This is a genomic window from Mannheimia granulomatis, from assembly GCF_011455695.1.
GTDB lineage: Bacteria > Pseudomonadota > Gammaproteobacteria > Enterobacterales > Pasteurellaceae > Mannheimia > Mannheimia granulomatis_A.
In genome coordinates, this window is the sequence record NZ_CP015030.1 from 42,273 (window position 1) to 58,450 (window position 16,178).

The 16,178-nt window shown below is 41.3% G+C and carries 15 protein-coding genes and 1 riboswitch; of the genes, 8 read left to right on the top strand and 7 right to left on the bottom strand.

Features of this window, described 5'->3' with window-relative positions; genetic code table 11:
- Positions 1-8: 8 nt before the first annotated feature.
- From A4G16_RS00205 to ilvG, 6 genes are all read right to left on the bottom strand, one after another.
- Positions 9-1,316: an MFS transporter gene (locus tag A4G16_RS00205; protein WP_165888183.1), complete on the bottom strand. Its 1,308-nt coding sequence runs from the start codon at positions 1,314-1,316 to the stop codon at positions 9-11.
- Positions 1,309-2,127 (bottom strand): hydroxyethylthiazole kinase, encoded by an 819-nt coding sequence (gene thiM, locus A4G16_RS00210; RefSeq protein WP_165888184.1) that lies wholly within the window; start codon positions 2,125-2,127, stop codon positions 1,309-1,311. Before thiM ends, A4G16_RS00205 begins: the two co-directional genes overlap by 8 nt.
- A gap of 53 nt (positions 2,128-2,180) precedes the next feature.
- Positions 2,181-2,273, bottom strand: a riboswitch (TPP riboswitch).
- Positions 2,274-2,329: 56 nt separating this feature from the next.
- The gene (gene nrdD / locus A4G16_RS00215) at positions 2,330-4,111 is read right to left on the bottom strand and encodes an anaerobic ribonucleoside-triphosphate reductase (RefSeq protein ID WP_165888185.1); all 1,782 of its coding nucleotides are present in this window, start codon (positions 4,109-4,111) and stop codon (positions 2,330-2,332) included.
- The gene (gene nrdG / locus A4G16_RS00220) at positions 4,108-4,581 is read right to left on the bottom strand and encodes an anaerobic ribonucleoside-triphosphate reductase activating protein (RefSeq protein WP_165888186.1); all 474 of its coding nucleotides are present in this window, start codon (positions 4,579-4,581) and stop codon (positions 4,108-4,110) included. The genes nrdD and nrdG overlap by 4 nt, the downstream gene beginning before the upstream one ends.
- Before the next feature lie 213 nt (positions 4,582-4,794).
- The gene (ilvM, locus tag A4G16_RS00225; RefSeq protein ID WP_027075046.1) at positions 4,795-5,013 is read right to left on the bottom strand and encodes an acetolactate synthase 2 small subunit; all 219 of its coding nucleotides are present in this window, start codon (positions 5,011-5,013) and stop codon (positions 4,795-4,797) included.
- 9 nt (positions 5,014-5,022) lie between these two features.
- The gene (ilvG, locus tag A4G16_RS00230; protein WP_165888187.1) at positions 5,023-6,675 is read right to left on the bottom strand and encodes an acetolactate synthase 2 catalytic subunit; all 1,653 of its coding nucleotides are present in this window, start codon (positions 6,673-6,675) and stop codon (positions 5,023-5,025) included.
- 343 nt (positions 6,676-7,018) lie between these two features.
- Here ilvG and nrfA point away from each other — a divergent pair, with 343 nt between their 5' ends.
- From nrfA to A4G16_RS00270, 8 genes are all read left to right on the top strand, one after another.
- Entirely contained in the window at positions 7,019-8,509 is a 1,491-nt protein-coding gene (gene nrfA, locus A4G16_RS00235) for an ammonia-forming nitrite reductase cytochrome c552 subunit (RefSeq protein WP_165888188.1), read from the top strand.
- Positions 8,510-8,527: 18 nt separating this feature from the next.
- A complete protein-coding gene (nrfB, locus tag A4G16_RS00240; protein WP_165888189.1) occupies positions 8,528-9,184 on the top strand; it encodes a cytochrome c nitrite reductase pentaheme subunit in 657 nt (218 codons plus the stop codon).
- The gene (gene nrfC, locus A4G16_RS00245; protein WP_165888190.1) at positions 9,184-9,861 is read left to right on the top strand and encodes a cytochrome c nitrite reductase Fe-S protein; all 678 of its coding nucleotides are present in this window, start codon (positions 9,184-9,186) and stop codon (positions 9,859-9,861) included. Before nrfB ends, nrfC begins: the two co-directional genes overlap by 1 nt.
- On the top strand, positions 9,861-10,829 hold the full coding sequence (gene nrfD, locus A4G16_RS00250) for a cytochrome c nitrite reductase subunit NrfD (protein ID WP_165888191.1): 969 nt from the start codon (positions 9,861-9,863) through the stop codon (positions 10,827-10,829). Before nrfC ends, nrfD begins: the two co-directional genes overlap by 1 nt.
- A 125-nt stretch (positions 10,830-10,954) precedes the next feature.
- Positions 10,955-12,859, top strand: coding sequence for a heme lyase NrfEFG subunit NrfE (nrfE, locus tag A4G16_RS00255; RefSeq protein WP_165888192.1), 1,905 nt, complete (start codon positions 10,955-10,957; stop codon positions 12,857-12,859).
- Complete coding sequence (locus tag A4G16_RS00260) at positions 12,856-13,389, top strand: redoxin family protein (protein WP_165888193.1); 534 nt, start codon at positions 12,856-12,858, stop codon at positions 13,387-13,389. The genes nrfE and A4G16_RS00260 overlap by 4 nt, the downstream gene beginning before the upstream one ends.
- Positions 13,379-13,801, top strand: coding sequence for a heme lyase NrfEFG subunit NrfF (gene nrfF / locus A4G16_RS00265; protein WP_165888194.1), 423 nt, complete (start codon positions 13,379-13,381; stop codon positions 13,799-13,801). The genes A4G16_RS00260 and nrfF overlap by 11 nt, the downstream gene beginning before the upstream one ends.
- Positions 13,802-13,809: 8 nt before the next feature.
- Positions 13,810-14,577: a cytochrome C biogenesis protein gene (locus A4G16_RS00270; RefSeq protein ID WP_165888195.1), complete on the top strand. Its 768-nt coding sequence runs from the start codon at positions 13,810-13,812 to the stop codon at positions 14,575-14,577.
- 52 nt (positions 14,578-14,629) lie between these two features.
- Here A4G16_RS00270 and A4G16_RS00275 read toward each other — a convergent pair whose 3' ends face one another.
- Positions 14,630-16,021: a Do family serine endopeptidase gene (locus A4G16_RS00275; protein WP_165888196.1), complete on the bottom strand. Its 1,392-nt coding sequence runs from the start codon at positions 16,019-16,021 to the stop codon at positions 14,630-14,632.
- Positions 16,022-16,178: the final 157 nt, after the last annotated feature.

The following is a 16,178-nucleotide window of genomic DNA, read 5'->3' on the forward strand; positions in this document are numbered from 1 at the left end:
CGGTTTTGCTAGATTTCTGTCAATTCTAAATCTTTGGTTTCGTGAACCTGCCATAACGCCCAGAAGCTCAGCAATGAGGCGACCGATAAATATCCACCCACGCCAAACAGCCCAAAGTTTTCGTTAATTTTTACCGCAATAATGGTGAACACGCTCGCCCCTAAAATGCCGGCGACAGTATAGGCGAGTGAAGCTCCTGTGTAGCGGACTTCCGTTGGGAACAGTTCGGGCAAAATCACTGCCATCGGGCCGTAGCTTAAGCCGATTAATATCATGCCAATTGCCAAAAAGATAAAGATTGAGGTTGGCGTGCCGTTTTCTAAGAAAAACGGCATGGTTAAGCCGTAAATCACTGTGGCTCCTGTGGCAATCAGCAGTAATAAACGGCGGCCGATTTTATCGGAATAGAGACCTGAAAAGAAAATCGCAATGCCGAAAATCACCGAGGTAATCAGCAAATATTGGGTGTAGAGATTTGCCGGCAAGCCTAAACCTGTGACATAACCCGCTTTGGAAACTGCCACCGGGCTTTTTACAAAAATTGGGGTGAAAGCAACTAAGATATAAAATAATACATAGCCGGCGGTGGCAATTAACACGCCAATCGTAAAAGGTTTTAGGTGGCGGCTAAACAGCACTTTAAGTGGTGTATAGCGGTTTTTGCCTTGTTGTTCTGCTTTTAAGAAAATCGGGCTTTCACTGATTTTTAAACGGATATATAAACCGATAAAAATCATCACCAGTGAGGCGATAAACGGAATTCTCCACGCCCAGTCGAGAAAGGCTTGTTCGCCGTAAATGAGGTTCACCAAATAAAAAGCCCCGTTCGCCAGTAATAAGCCGATTGGTGCCCCCATTTGCGGAAAAATCCCAAAAAATGCCCGCTTGTGTGTTGGTGCGTGTTCTGTGGCAACTAATGCAGCCCCTCCCCATTCACCGCCTAGGCCTAATCCTTGACCAATTCGACATAAGCAGAGCAAAATGGTTGCCCAAATGCCGATAGCGGCATAGTTTGGTAATAATCCAATGGCAACGGTAGAAAGTCCCATTAATAAAAGTGATGCAATTAGCGTTTGCTTTCTACCATACTTATCGCCGAAATGCCCAAAAATAATTGACCCCATCGGTCGGGTGAAAAAGGCAAGGGCCAGCACCGAAAGGGACATTAATTGGTTGGATACCGGATCATTACTATTAAAAAATTGCACGTTAAAAACTAATACGGCGGCCATTGTGTAGATGTAATTATCAAAATATTCAATAGCGGTCCCCACCATTGAGGCAACAGCGACTTTAAGTGGAGAAGATCTAGACATATGCCACCTTTGCTAACTTTTCAACGGTTTCAGGCGTGATCTCGCCAAGCTGATCCAACAAATTTACCGCAAATTGTCCGTGTTGTGTTGGGCGAAGCTCTCGTGTGGCAAGCTCGCCAGCAACGGTATAAATAGTAAAAGCTTCTACTAAGGCGGCAAAATAGCTTTCTTTATTGGCAACAGCTAAAAATGCTCCACAAATGGCACTTAATAGGCAACCGGAAGCGGTAGTTTTAGGAAACATAGGCGTGCCGTTCTGTAATAATGCAGTTTGTAAGCCATTGCTTATCACATCGGTTTCGCCACTGATAGCGGCAAGGGTTTTATATTGTGTCGCAACTTTTCGGGCGATTTCTTGCAAGCTATGTCTGCCTTCACCAGCATCAACCCCTTTAGCGTGCCAATCCACATTGGCAAGTGTAGCAAGTTCACCGGCGTTGCCACGAATAGCGGTAAATTGTATTTCGCTTAATAATTTTTCCACCGTTTGGTGGCGAAATGGCGTGGCTCCAACGCCAACAGGATCTAACACGACAGGAATCCCTAAACGGTTAGCGGTTTTGCCTGCCAGTAACATCGCATCCACTTCTTTGCCGATTAAAGTGCCGATATTAATTACTACCGCAGAACTGAGATTAGGCACGCTTTCCATTTCCTCAATGGCAGCGGCCATAATCGGTGAAGCACCGAGGGCAAGTAAGCCGTTGGCGGAAAAATTAGCGGCAACAATGTTGGTAATGTTGTGTACAAGCGGGTTAATTTGCCGAATTTTTTGCAAATATTGCGTTTGATATGAAAAGGGAGTGGTCATCGTTATTCCTCATTGTGTGAAAAAATACGAGCCAACACGAACGGGAATAGAATGGTTTTACGCCTTTAGTTTCCTACGTCAGTGCTAACTGCATCAGGTTCAACGGGTATTTCTCAGCTTATTTAAAAGCACCCCGACTAAATGAGGTTTTAATATAATCACTAAAAAAGCGGTTGTAAAGCAGATTACAACCGCAGGCGTGTTAAGCTGCTTCTTTATGATAAAACCGCAAGCTATGTTCTTTTTGGCGGGCGGAGCTAAAGGCGGAAACCCGTTTTAAATAGCCGATTACCCTTGTGCCATAATCAATATTGTGTGAGCCACATTGGCTGCAATAGCGTAAGGTACGTTTGTCAATGTGGCTACATTCATTGCAAATAGTGATTTTGACGTTAATACAGAAATAATTACAGCCTGTTTTAGCTGCAGTATCTAATAGTAAGCGGTAGCCACCGGCGTTTAAAGCCTCATCAAGATTGAGATGGAGAGCCGAACCACCGTCTAACCACTCTACTAATTCTTTGCCGTGTAGTAGAAATTTATCTAATGCATTGGTGCTTTCATCTTCGACGACATAGAAGTAGGAATTGTAGCAATCACGCGGTACGAAATAACCGTCTGCTTTATCCCATTTGGCATTTTTTACTCCGAGGTTTTCTGCCGGCACAAATTCGGTGTTGAATTTCACACCGTATTTTTTACTTGCCGCTTGGTTGGCTTGAAAAATTGTTTTTAGCCGAGATTGCACAAATTTAATATAGTCAGAGTTATAGCCGACAGTTAATCCTTGTGATTCCGCTGCTTCTGCCATTCCGTTAATGCCGATAGTCAGAAATTGTTTATCAAGTGAGATGAAGCCGGCATCGTAAACAGGTAGCATTCCGTTGGCTAAATACTCTTCCATTAATTTGCGGTAAGCGTATTGATATTTGTGGATCTTGCTGACTTCTGTGGCTAAATCACGTTTATCTTGTACTAAACGGTTCATATTAATCGTAATGACATTTATTGACCCTGTTGCCACACCGCCAGCACCGAGCGAGTAAGAGAAGGTGTGATCGCTAATTTCATTACGTAGGCGGCAGCAAGAGGCAAGGGAATCAGGGTTATCTGACTGATAAATAAAAAATGAGTTTCCTCGTGAGAGTTCTTGAGCCATTTGGTTGGCAAATTCATCATCTTTGCATTTTCCGTTTGCGGTTAGCATGGCTGCGGTGACAACTGGGAAGGTCAAAATGGCTTTGCTGCGTTCTTTATTGAACCATTTCATAAAGAATAGCTGTAATTTGGCGGTAGTTTCCCAGTTCGGCTTTTCAAAATCAGGAAAGACAAAATTGCCAAACATTGCCTCAAAATAGAATTTGTCATATAGCGAGATATTCCAAAATACACTTTGATAACCTCGGGCTGCAGCAGGTTGGTTGATGCTGTAAACTACTTGTTGTAGGTGATTTTCTATTTCTCGGCTGTGAGTTTTTAAGTAGTTATCACCAAAATCTTTACGAGCAAAATAGTCAAAATAAGTGAGAAACTCAACGGTTGCAACCGCACCTGCAAACTGAGAACTGACGGCAAAGACAAAGTTGATAAAAGACCCACAGAAAGAAGCTAAATGCTTCGGTGCTTTAGATTCGCCGCCTAATTTACTTAATCCGTCACGTAAGAATGGGTACATAGTGATAGATACGCAGTAAGGTTTTAGGCTGGTTTCATCGTGAACATAAATTTCGTGTGCTTCGATCTGGCGTATGTATTCTTGTGCGGTAGCCTTATCAAATAATGTTTCAATTTTCTGACTGACTTTAGCACGGTTGATCTGCACAAAAAAATCTTTCATCAATTCATTTTCCATTGTGGCAATATTTTTTTGTGTCACATTCGCATTGGCATCCATTTTGGAACCGTCAGCCGCATTTTGTGCTTGGATGTAATGATCAATAAAAGCTAATTTTCCGTTTAATTGTTCTTGTTGTAAGCGAATCATATTAAGTCTCCTTTTATAAATAGATGATTGAGGTTTTGGTTGCTGCGTAAATCTATAAAGCGTTGATTAGTCGTTAAGCTTTCTAATCCGCCACGTTCAGCAATCCAACGACCTGTCTTTAAATAGGTTAATTCGGCTAATAAACATTCGGGAAGCTGATCTTTTTCCAATCCTGTATAAAGACAAGTTTTTAGCCCTTGCTGTTTGGCAAGACTTAGGAGTGGTGTTAATTTTTCTGCTTTCCATTCTCCCCCCATAAAGAGAACGCAACTAATTAAACCCTGATAACGTGTTAAGCGATGAGATAGGTATTCCGGTGTCAGCACTGTCCCGTTACAGGCTTTCCAGCTATCAGCACTATGACAGCCTTTGCAGCCAAGCGGGCAGCCCGTAATTAGAAAAGCAAGCGAGGTTTCATTCGGCACTTCTTGCCAAACAATTTGCTCTGAGTTGAATCTAAGGTTTTCCATATCTATTGGCATTAACACAATATGTTGTGTTTTTTAACATTATTTAACACTATATGTAGTATATTAGATCTGTTGAACTTTAAAATAAAGAGCAAAAAAAGAAAAAAATCAGTTGCAATTTGAAGAAGTGAATAAAATCAAAAAGATAGAGAATTGTAAATTTTGGAAATAAAAAAACCGTGTATTTTGCTACACGGTTTATGAAAAGTTTGGCTAATTGATCTCTATAATATCAAAAACTTTTTCTAATTGATGAGTTAAAAGTGAGAGTTGGCGTTTACTTGCTAATGTAAAATTTAGGTTAAAAATAGAATCTGTTGATTCTACATTTAAATTTTTTACTTCAAAGCCTCGGTGCCGGATAACCCTTAAAATCCTTTCTAAGGTTTCGGGACGTTTATTTGCGGTAATAGTTAATTGGTACTCTTCCATGTTACTCTCCTATACATCATCGTCCAACATATCAGCATTGCAGGCACCCGGTGGCACAAGCGGCCAAACGTTATCTTCTTGTGGAATGCAAACATGCAGTAAATAGGCTCCTTTGGCATTGAGAAAGCGATTGATAGCGTCCGAGACTTCATTTGCTTTTTCAATGCGTTCACCCTCAATATCAAAGGCTTTTGCCAGCATCACAAAATCAGGATTATCATCTAAAATGGTATGACTGTGGCGACCGTGAAAGAATAGTGATTGCCATTGACGAACCATTCCCAAGCGTTGATTATCTAAAAGTAGAATTTTCACCGGCAGATTGGCACGTTTGATCGAGCCTAACTCCTGAATATTCATCATAATGGAACCATCGCCTGTAATCACAATCACCTGATCATTCGGGCGGGCTTTAATCGCTCCGATAGCCGCAGGCAAGCCAAACCCCATGGAACCAAAGCCGGCTGAGGTAATGTAGTTTTTCGGATCGTGATAAGTTAAATGCTGTGCCGACCACATTTGGTGCTGGCCGACATCGGTAGTGACTACGCTGTTTTTCGCTTTACGCTCGGAAAGCGTATTTAATAATGCCACGGCATTAATATCGCCTTCATCTGAATTCTCTTGATATTGGAAATCAAATTGCTGTTTTAAATTGCGGATATCTTCACGCCAGGCGTCAATAGAAAGCGGTTGAGCTAAATAGTTTACAGCTTCGATCAGATCGCCTTGTAAAGCTACTTGAACTTTACGTAGTTTATTGATCTCGGCATTGTCAATATCAATATGGATCACTTTAGCGTGGGGAGCAAAAGTGTCTAACTTACCGGTTACACGATCATCAAAACGTGCACCACAGGCAATCAGCAAATCGCACTCTTGAACAGCATAGTTCGCTGCTTTAGTGCCGTGCATGCCGATCATACCCATATAAAGCGGATCGGTAGGATCAATAGTGCCTAAGCCTTTTAGGGTGGAAACAGATGGAATATTTGCAATTTTTACGAAATTTCTGACCGCTTGCACACCATCAGCCATGCCCACACCGCCACCGACATAAAGCACAGGACGTTTTGCTTCTATTAATAATTTTTTGGCAGCAAGTAAGTTCTCCGGATTTTGTAAAGCGGGCTTTTCTTTTGGATAAACAATCGGCTCAGCAGAGGTAGCAGCTAATTGCACATCGCGAGGCACATCAACTAAGACCGGCCCGGGTCTGCCACTTTGGGCAATTTGGAACGCGAGAGCTAAAATTTCAGGCAATTCCTGGATATTTTGAACGATAAAACTGTGTTTAGTACAGCCGAGTGATAAACCTAATACATCTGCTTCTTGGAAAGCATCTGTGCCGATTAAATGGCTTGCCACTTGCCCTGTAATTGCAACAATAGGGATGGAGTCTAATGCAGCATCGCCTAAGCCGGTAATTAAGTTAGTCGCACCAGGGCCGGAGGTAGCAATACAAACGCCTACTTTTCCAGTGGAGCGCGCATAGCCAATAGCTGCCATTGCTGCGCCTTGTTCGTTACGGCAGAGAAGATGATCTAAACCCGAGTCGTAGATGGCATCGTAGGTAGGCATAATCGCGCCTCCCGGATAGCCAAAGAGAGTTGTGACACCGTGAGCTTTTAAGCTCTCGGTAATTAATCTTGCACCATTCATTGATGTTGTGCCTCTTAAGGTTTTTATTATTTTAAAAGAAGGTGATATAGATACCATAAATTCGCAGTTTTTTAAACTTTATTTTCGGTGAAACTAAGCCGTATTTTTCGCGTGACTTAGCTAAATAAAAGTCGTTTTTATTTAGCTAAGAGAAGGGGTTAACACTTAAGAGGTATTTTGCGAAATTTTCTTGATTTAATTCAATAAATCTTCATTTTCAGATAGTCGGTTTGACTTAAATTTCATATTCTCACTAATGAATTATTAGGATTATCTTATTAATTTAATAGGAAATATCCTTACTTTTATCTAATGATTTTTTTACCTGCGTGGGAGAACCAAAATGAAATTTTTAGCAAAAAGCCTAGCCGTGGCGACAATTTCAATATTGGGGTGTTTTCAAACTGCTTTAGCTGAAGAAGCAAAAACAGAATCGCTAACAGATAAAGCGATGAAACACGAAAAATTAGGCATAACGGTTGAATCTGCAAATCATCTTTTTGCAGAAAAATACCCATTACAATATAACTCTTGGAAGGCAACTTCTAGTTCAACCGATCGAGGTAGTGCGTTAGAAGCTGATCCCCGTTATGTGATTTTATGGGCAGGTTATGCATTTGCTAAAGATTATAATAAGCCTCGTGGGCATTATTATGCAATTACAGATGTGCGTGAGATTTTACGTACAGGTGCTCCTAAAGATGAAAATGATGGTCCTCAGCCGATGGCGTGTTGGGCGTGTAAAAGCCCTGATGTAGCACGTTTAATCGAAGAAAAAGGTGAGCGTGGCTATTTTGATCCAAAATGGGCGAAATATGGTTCGGAAGTCGTTAATCCAATCGGTTGTGCAGACTGCCATGACACTGCATCAGAGGAATTTAAGCAAGGTAAAGCTGCCTTACGAGTAGCTCGTCCGCATGTATTACGTGCTTTAAATACTATCGGCTGGAAATTTGAAGATCTCGATAAACACGGTAAACGTCCGGCTGTGTGTGCAAATTGCCACGTTGAATATTACTTTAAAAATAAAACAGATGTGACCTTCCCTTGGAAGAACGGGATTGATGTTGATAGCATCGAAAAATATTATGATGAAATCAATTTTACCGACTGGACTCACGCCTTATCTAAAGCGCCAATGTTGAAAACGCAGCACCCGGATTTTGAGGTTTGGGCACAAGGTACGCATGGTAAAAACGGTGTAACCTGTATTGACTGCCATATGCCTAAGGTGAAAGATAAAGATGGAAAAGTTTATACCGAACATAAAATCGGCAATCCATTTGATAACTTTGAAGCGACTTGTAAAACTTGTCATGAACAAAGTAAAGAAACCTTGGAAAAACGTGTTAAAGAGTACAAACACGAAGTAAAAGAAGCGATGATTCGTTTAGAAGATCAATTAGTGAAAGCTCACTTCGAAGCGAAAGCTGCATGGGATGCAGGCGCAACAGCAGAAGAGATGAAAGATATCTTAACTGCAATCCGTCACTCTCAATGGCGTTGGGATTATTCAGCCGCAGGTCATGGTAACCACTTCCATGCACCGGATGTCATGTTACGTACTATCGCAACAGGTATCGACCGTGCTGCAGATGCTCGCTCTCAATTAGGTGTAGTATTAGCGAAACATGGCGTAACAACTCCTGTAGCCATTCCAGATATTTCAACCAAAGAAAAAGCACAAGTGGCGATTGGTTTAGATATTCCAAAAGATAAAGCTGCGAAAGAGGAGTTCTTAAAAACTGTAGTTCCTCAATGGGAAAAAGAAGCTCGTGCTAAGGGCTTATTACCGGCAGAAGAAACAGCAGCACCAAAAGCAGAAGCAAAATAATGTAGCTTGAGGTGAACTATGAAAAACTTAATTTCAAAAACAGGGCGAGCAATCGCCCTCATACAAGCGGTCGTATTTGCAGGTTTTTTTGCAATTCCAACCGCTAATGCGGTAATGCCGGAGCAACCAAAACCTCTTTGGGTCGAGCAAACATCAGATGGTGCAAAAATTTCAAATGATGCACGCCGTGACCCAAACAAATATTGTACCCAATGTCATGAATCGGCTAATGCAACTGGTAAGCCTTTCCACCACGGGGGTAAGCATTTCCAACAAGATGTAAAAAGCCCGAATAATGGTCAGCCGATTACCTGTGTAAGTTGTCATGGCAACATTTCTGAAAGCCACCGTAAAGGTGCAAAAGATGTAATGCGTTTTAATCCTCACGGTAAAGCAAGCAATCCTTCACTTGAGCGTTCTGTTAACGAGCAGAATCAAGTCTGTACCGCTTGCCATACTCCGGAGAAATTACGTGAAAAATTCTGGGCTCATGATACTCATGCAACGAAAATTTCTTGTACTAACTGCCATGAATTACACCCAGAGAAAGAGCCAATGAAGGCGATTAGTGAAAAAGACAGAATCAAACTCTGTGTTGATTGCCATACTAAAATTCATTCAGGAGAATTTAAAAATCCTGAAATGAAAGCCACAGAAGCAAAAGGAACAAAATAATGACTTGCACCCGTAGAGATTTCGTCTCAGGGGCAGGTGCTATCGCAGTTGTGGCAAGTACAGGCCTTGCCACTTCTATAACTCTTGCTACTGAGAAAGAACAAAAGAAAATTCGCTATGCGATGGTACACGATGAAACATCTTGTATCGGCTGTACAGCTTGTATGGATGCGTGCCGTACTACCAATAATGTGCCGGCAGGCGTATCTCGCTTAGAAATTATCCGTAGTGAACCTTTTGGTGAATTTCCTAACGTACAATATGAGTTTTTCCGCCAATCTTGCCAACATTGCACTAATGCACCTTGTGTGAGTGTTTGCCCGACGGGAGCCTCATTTATCGATCCACAAACCGGTATTGTTGATGTTCACGCAGATTTGTGTGTTGGTTGCCAATACTGTATCGCGGTTTGTCCATATCGTGTACGTTTTATTCATCCGGAGAAAAAATCGGCAGATAAATGTAACTTCTGTCGTGACACCAACTTGGCTGAGGGCAAACAACCGGCTTGTGTTGAGGCTTGCCCGACCAAAGCATTAACCTTTGGTGATATGAATGATCCTACAAGTGATATTTTCCATAAAGTGAAAAACAATCCGGTTTATCGTACGAAAACATCGCTAGGCACAGAGCCGAACTTGTATCACATTCCATTTGGTAAAGGAGAGCATAGATAATGAATGAATATGTACCTTTCCAAACCCCAAACCTCGTTTGGGATGGCACAATCGCAATTTACTTATTCCTACTTGGTATTTCATCAGGTGCGGTTCAGTTAGCGATTGCTTACCGCAATAGTGGCGTAAAAATCGAAAAGCCAAGCCAAAACTGGATTATCCGTAGTGCAGCAATTTTAGGCACTTTACCAACTATCATCGGCTTGTTATTACTGATTTTTCACTTAACGAAACCGTGGACATTCTGGAAATTAATGTTCAATTATAACTTTACATCCGTGATGTCGATGGGGGTAATGTTATTCCAGCTTTATATGGCCGTTCTTGTTGTTTGGATTGCTATTATGTTTAAAGATTGGCTGGCGTGTTTTGTAAACCGCTATCTACCAATGTTTAAATTTTTGCTGGGTTGGATTGATTTTGCAGAAGCTAAACTCTTAAAACCGATTGAGTTTATTCTATTTGTATTGGCCGCAGTATTAGGTGCTTACACTGGATTCTTATTATCAGCCTTAGTTAGTTATCCGATGTTAAACAATCCTGTGTTACCAGCATTATTTTTAGCATCTGGTGCATCATCAGGCATTGCGGCAACTTTCCTTATGGTGTTAATTGCCGGTAAATTATCGGGCGAAAGCCATGAAGTTCACTTTATGCACAAATTTGAAGTGCCGATTATGGTAACTGAATTAGGCTTAATTGTGGCCTTCTTCGTGGGCTTACATTTCGGCGGTGCAGATAAATCATTGGCATTAGCTAATGCACTTTCAGGCTTCTGGGGAACGGTTTTCTGGATTGGTGTGATGCTGATTGGTATTGCAATTCCACTGACTGCAAATATTTTTGGTAGCCATCGCTTGAAACATAATGTGAAATTTATTATTTTAATTTCCATTTTTGACTTAATCGGTGTACTCTGTTTACGTTACTTTATTCTTTACGCTGGACAGCTTACGGTTGCGAGCTAAGGAAAAGTTAATCGGTAATTTGGTAGGGGAGGGTTTTAACCCTCCCGTTTTATTCATAGATTAGAAGATAGAGATAAAATCTTTTCCTACCAAACCTTTACAAGCGGTCATATTTTGGATTTATTATGCTACCGGAACTGGGCTATTTTTCACTTTTAATGGCTGCACTAACAGCTATTTTCCAAGTCAGTTTTTCTTTATGGGGAGAAGTACGCAAGCAATATCATTGGCTGGCGTTGGCACCTCTTTTTACTTATTTACAAGCTACTTTCACCACACTTGCTTTTTCTATTTTGGTCTATGCATTTTTAACTGATGACTTTTCAGTTACCTATGTCTCTTCCCATTCTAACAGCCAGTTGCCTGATTTCTTTAAGTTCGCAGCAACTTGGGGCGGACATGAAGGCTCAATGCTATTTTGGTTGACCGCACTTGTTATTTGGTCGGCAGTTTTTTGCAAATTTTCTCAAAAAATTGACCGCTTGTTTGCTAATCGAGCCTTAACGATGCTAGGTGTAATCGCACTTGGCTTTTTGCTTTTTATTTTACTTGTTTCTAACCCGTTTGAACGTGCTTTTCCTGTGCCACCGGAAGGCAGAGATCTTAATCCAATGCTGCAAGATATTGGCTTAATCTTCCATCCTCCTTTGCTCTATTTAGGCTATGTTGGTTTTGCGGTAAGCTTTGCAATGATTGTATCAGCTTTACTTTGCGGTGGAATGGATGCTGCCATTATGCGTTGGATTCGCCCGTGGACAATGATCTCGTGGGGATTTCTTACTGCAGGCATTATTTTAGGCGCTTGGTGGGCGTATTATGAACTTGGCTGGGGCGGCTGGTGGTTTTGGGATCCTGTGGAAAACGCCTCATTAATGCCTTGGCTACTGGGTACTGCATTAGTGCATAGTTTGATCGTGAGCCAGCAGCGGGGGATTTTCTATTATTGGACGATCTTGCTCGCCATTTTTGCTTTTGCTTTAAGTTTGCTCGGCACTTTTATTGTGCGTTCGGGCATTTTAACCTCGGTTCATGCCTTTGCGGTTGATCCTGATCGCGGTATGGCATTATTGGTGCTGTTTTTCAGCCTCAGTTTTATTGCTTTGGCGTTGTTTGCTTTTAAGGTCGATTTATGGCAAGGCAAGGTACAGTTTAATTTGTTCTCAAAAGAAACCGCATTTTTGATGATCAACGGTTTATTAAGTGTTGCAACCTCGGTGGTTTTGCTCGGCACATTCTACCCGATGATTTTCACCGTGATGAATTGGGGGAGTATTTCGGTAGGAGCACCTTATTTTAATAATGTGTTTGCTCCGCTCACTTTGCTGCTGATGATTGTAATGGGGTTGGCAGTTGTGCTGCGTTGGAAGCAGATCCCTATTAAACAGATTTTAGTAAAATTATGGCTATTACCTGTGGCGATTGGCCTAGCATTAGCCTTGATTTATCACACGATTTCCCAACGTCCGCATTTTGAGTTGGCGTTACTGCCTGTGGTGTTTGTCAGCCTTGCGATTTGGATTATCTTAACTCATCTTCCGTATTTGCAATTTATGTTTAAAATCAGACCGCTTGCAATGCGTTTGGCACATATTGGATTTGCTATTTGTGTTATTGGGGCAATGATGAACAGTTACTATGGCGATGAGGTCGGCGTACGCTTAAAGCCAAATGAGCAGGCAGAGCTTGGAGGTTTTACCTTTAAATATGAAAACTATAATGATTTAATCGGCCCAAATTATACGGCGGAACAAGCTGTTTTCTCCATTAGCAGAGCGGGTGAAAACCTTGCGACTGTTACTCCTGAAAGACGTTATTATGACGTTCGTACGATGACTATGGCAGAAGTCGGGCTATATCATCACTATTTAGACGATATTTACATTGTGATGGGCGATAAATTCGGTAATTTGGAATACGCCTTCCGGCTGCACTACAAACCTTATGTGCAAGCCTTGTGGTTGGGAGGGATTATTATGATTATTGCTTCATTATTAGCATTATTGGGTTATCGTAGAGAATATAAAAAATGAAAAAAATGCTGTTGTTAATTCCGCTTTTTCTGCTGATTGCACTTGCCGGCTTTCTTACCGTGCCACTTATGAATAAAGATGCTATCGCTCCGACTGAAGATTGGCAAGGCAGGCCTTTCCCTGAGTTTGTGGGCAAGAACTTACTTGATGGTAATGCCCATTTAAACAGCAACTCATTGCCTAAAGAGCCTTATATTCTCAATGTTTGGGCGAGTTGGTGTACGTGGTGTATTAAGGAATTTCCAATTTTATTAGAACTAAAACAAAAGGGCGTGCCGATTGTAGGCCTGACTTATAGCGATCGCCCTAATGATGCGATTAAAGCATTGGAAAATTGGGGCAACCCGTTTAGTTTGGTTATTGATGATTATGAAAAAGGCTTTTTGATTCAAACGCTGAAAGTTTCTTCCGCACCTTCCAGCTATTTGATTGATCGCCATGGCATTGTGCGTTATCAGCAAAAGGGATACAACCCGGATTTTGCTCAAGATTTTCTGCCGAAATTAGAGGCTTTGAGAAATGAAAAGTAGCCTAATACGATATTTGCAAAAAATTTGGTTAATTCTACCGCTTGTATTGGGAGCGATGTTGTTTATTCATCAAGCTCAAGCCCAAATGGTGGATACTTTTGAGTTCAAAAACGAATCAGATCGTGTGCGAGCAGTTGCTCTCGCCCGTTCACTACGCTGCTTGCAATGCCAAAATCAAAATTTGGTGGAATCTAATGCTACTGCCGCTTATAACTTGAGAATCGAAGTGTATGAAATGGTCAATCAGGGTAAAAGTAATGAGGAAATTATCCGCATTATGACCGAACGTTTCGGCAGTTTTGTGAATTACGATCCGCCACTCACAGGCCAAACATGGCTACTTTGGGGATTACCTTTAGGGCTAATCAGCCTGTTATTTATGGCAGTTTTGTGGCGAACTAGACGAAAATAGAGCAAAAAATGGAAACCCGTGAACAATTAAGCAGAGAAAGTTATCAACAAGCGGTCAAATTTGCCCAACGTTTTGCAGAAGAGGCACGTCAAGAATTTGAGCGTGAGGCTCTGCAACGCTATCAATTTGAAAAAACGCAATTTGAGCAAAGTCAGTTGCAAAAAAACGGACAAAATCGACCGCTTGCTAAGACCACATTAATCAGTCTATTGGCGATTTTTGTTCTGTCGTCAGCTTATTATTGGCAGAGTGGGCGTTACCAAGCCGTGCAAGAGGGTATTTCGGCTCACCAAGCATTCCAGCGGCAAAGCGTTGAGTACCCGACTGAATCCAAAAACGATCGATATATTGTTAGCCTACAAAATCAGCTTCGAGAAAACCCGAATAATGGCGATCTGTGGTACGAATTGGGGCAAGCCTATACCTTAAACAATGATTTTGATTCGGCATTAATTTGTTATGATAATGCCGAAAAATTGCTCGGCAAGCGTCCTGCCGTTTTAGGTGCTGTAGCAACTGCTCGCTATTACGACAACGGACAGAAAATGACGCCAGAAATCCAAGAGATAATTGACCAAGCCCTCTTGTTAGATAAAACCGAAAGTGCCAGCTTGTTATTATTGGCTTCAGACAGTTTTCTTAATAACCGCTATCAAGAGGCGTTGGATTATTGGCGAAAAGTGTTGGATGGCAATAATGAATCCATCGACCGCCGAGCGGTAATCCAAAGTATGGAAATGGCTCGCCAAATGTTGCAAGGGCAGCAGAGAAAGTAAAATAAAAAAGCTGATGGAAACATCAGCTTTTTTATTGAGAGTAAGTAAAAAGTTATTGCAGAATTACATAGAAATTTGCTCCATCACGCACAATATTGAGTGCGATTACCGATGGTTTTGCTTCTAAAATTTTGCGTAAATCAGCAATATTTTCAACTGAATGGCGGTTTACGCCGATGATAATATCGCCTTTTTTGAGACTTCGCATTTCAGCAATCGAGCCTTTTTCTACGTTAGAAATTTCAACTCCTTTCATGCCTTTGGCGTTATAGTTATTAAAGTCAGCCCCTTTTAAAGCCGGAAGTAGGTTTGAGGCAGTGACTTTTGCTTCAGAATCGGATTGCAATGTTACTTTAGCCTTTGCTTCTTTGCCGTCACGTAAGTAAGTTAATTCAATCTCTTTTCCAACACCTGAGGTTGCTATTTTAGCTCTCAACTCACTGAAGCTACGGACTTTTTGACCATTGATTTCAGTAATTACATCACCTGCTTTAAAGCCGGTTTTTGCAGCGGCGGAATCCGGTAACACTTCGCTAACGAAAGCACCTTGTTGGGTGGAAATATTAAACTCTTTAGCGAGATCTGCATTTAATTCGCCTCCTCTAATGCCCAGCATTCCGCGTTTAACTTCGCCAAATTCGATAATTTGTGTGACAAGGCTGTTTGCCATATTGCTTGGAATAGCGAAGGCAATACCTGCATTTCCTCCACTTGGAGAAATAATAGCAGTGTTAATACCGATTAATTCGCCATTTAAGTTAATTAAAGGACCACCTGAGTTACCTTGGTTTACTGCGGCATCGGTTTGGATATAGTTTTCATAACCTTCGTCCGATTGTCCGGTTGAACGGCCAAGTGCTGATACAATGCCTGATGTTACAGTTTGCCCTAAACCAAAAGGATTTCCGATTGCCACAGTAAAGTCGCCTACACGGAGTGTATCTGAATCGGCAAATTTAATTTCGGTAAGATTCTTAGGATTTTCAACTTGAATTAATGCGACATCTGAAAGTGGATCGCTACCTACTAATTTTGTTTTAAACTCACGTCCGTCTTCCAGTTTTACTGTGATTTTATCTGCATTGTTAATGACGTGATTGTTAGTAATAATATAGCCTTTTTCTGCATTAATAACCGCACCAGAACCCATTCCACGGAAGTTACGAGGGCCGGAGCGATCTCCGAACATATCTACATTCGGACCAAAGAAGAATTCAAATTCCTCCGGAATATCGCGGGTATGACGAGATTCCCCTTTTGTTTTACCTTCAACAGCAATACTCACTACTGCAGGTCGAACTTTTTCCAGCATTGGAGCAAGGCTTGGTAATGCTTGACCGTTTACTTCTGTCGGTAAGGTTGCTTGTGCAGCAATCGGCATTGCAGCGATTGTTGAGCCTAAAATTAATGCAGTTAAAAATGATTTCTTCATTGTTCTATTCATATTGTGTATGTTCCTTATATCCTATGTTTTTTATATTTACGAGTGCAAACACTCGTATTTGCTAAGACAAAACCTTTCTTTTTCAGTTCAGCGAATTTGCAAAAAATTTAGAATATCTGACCGCTTGTTACTCAATTTTTTTGTCAGATTCTTAAAA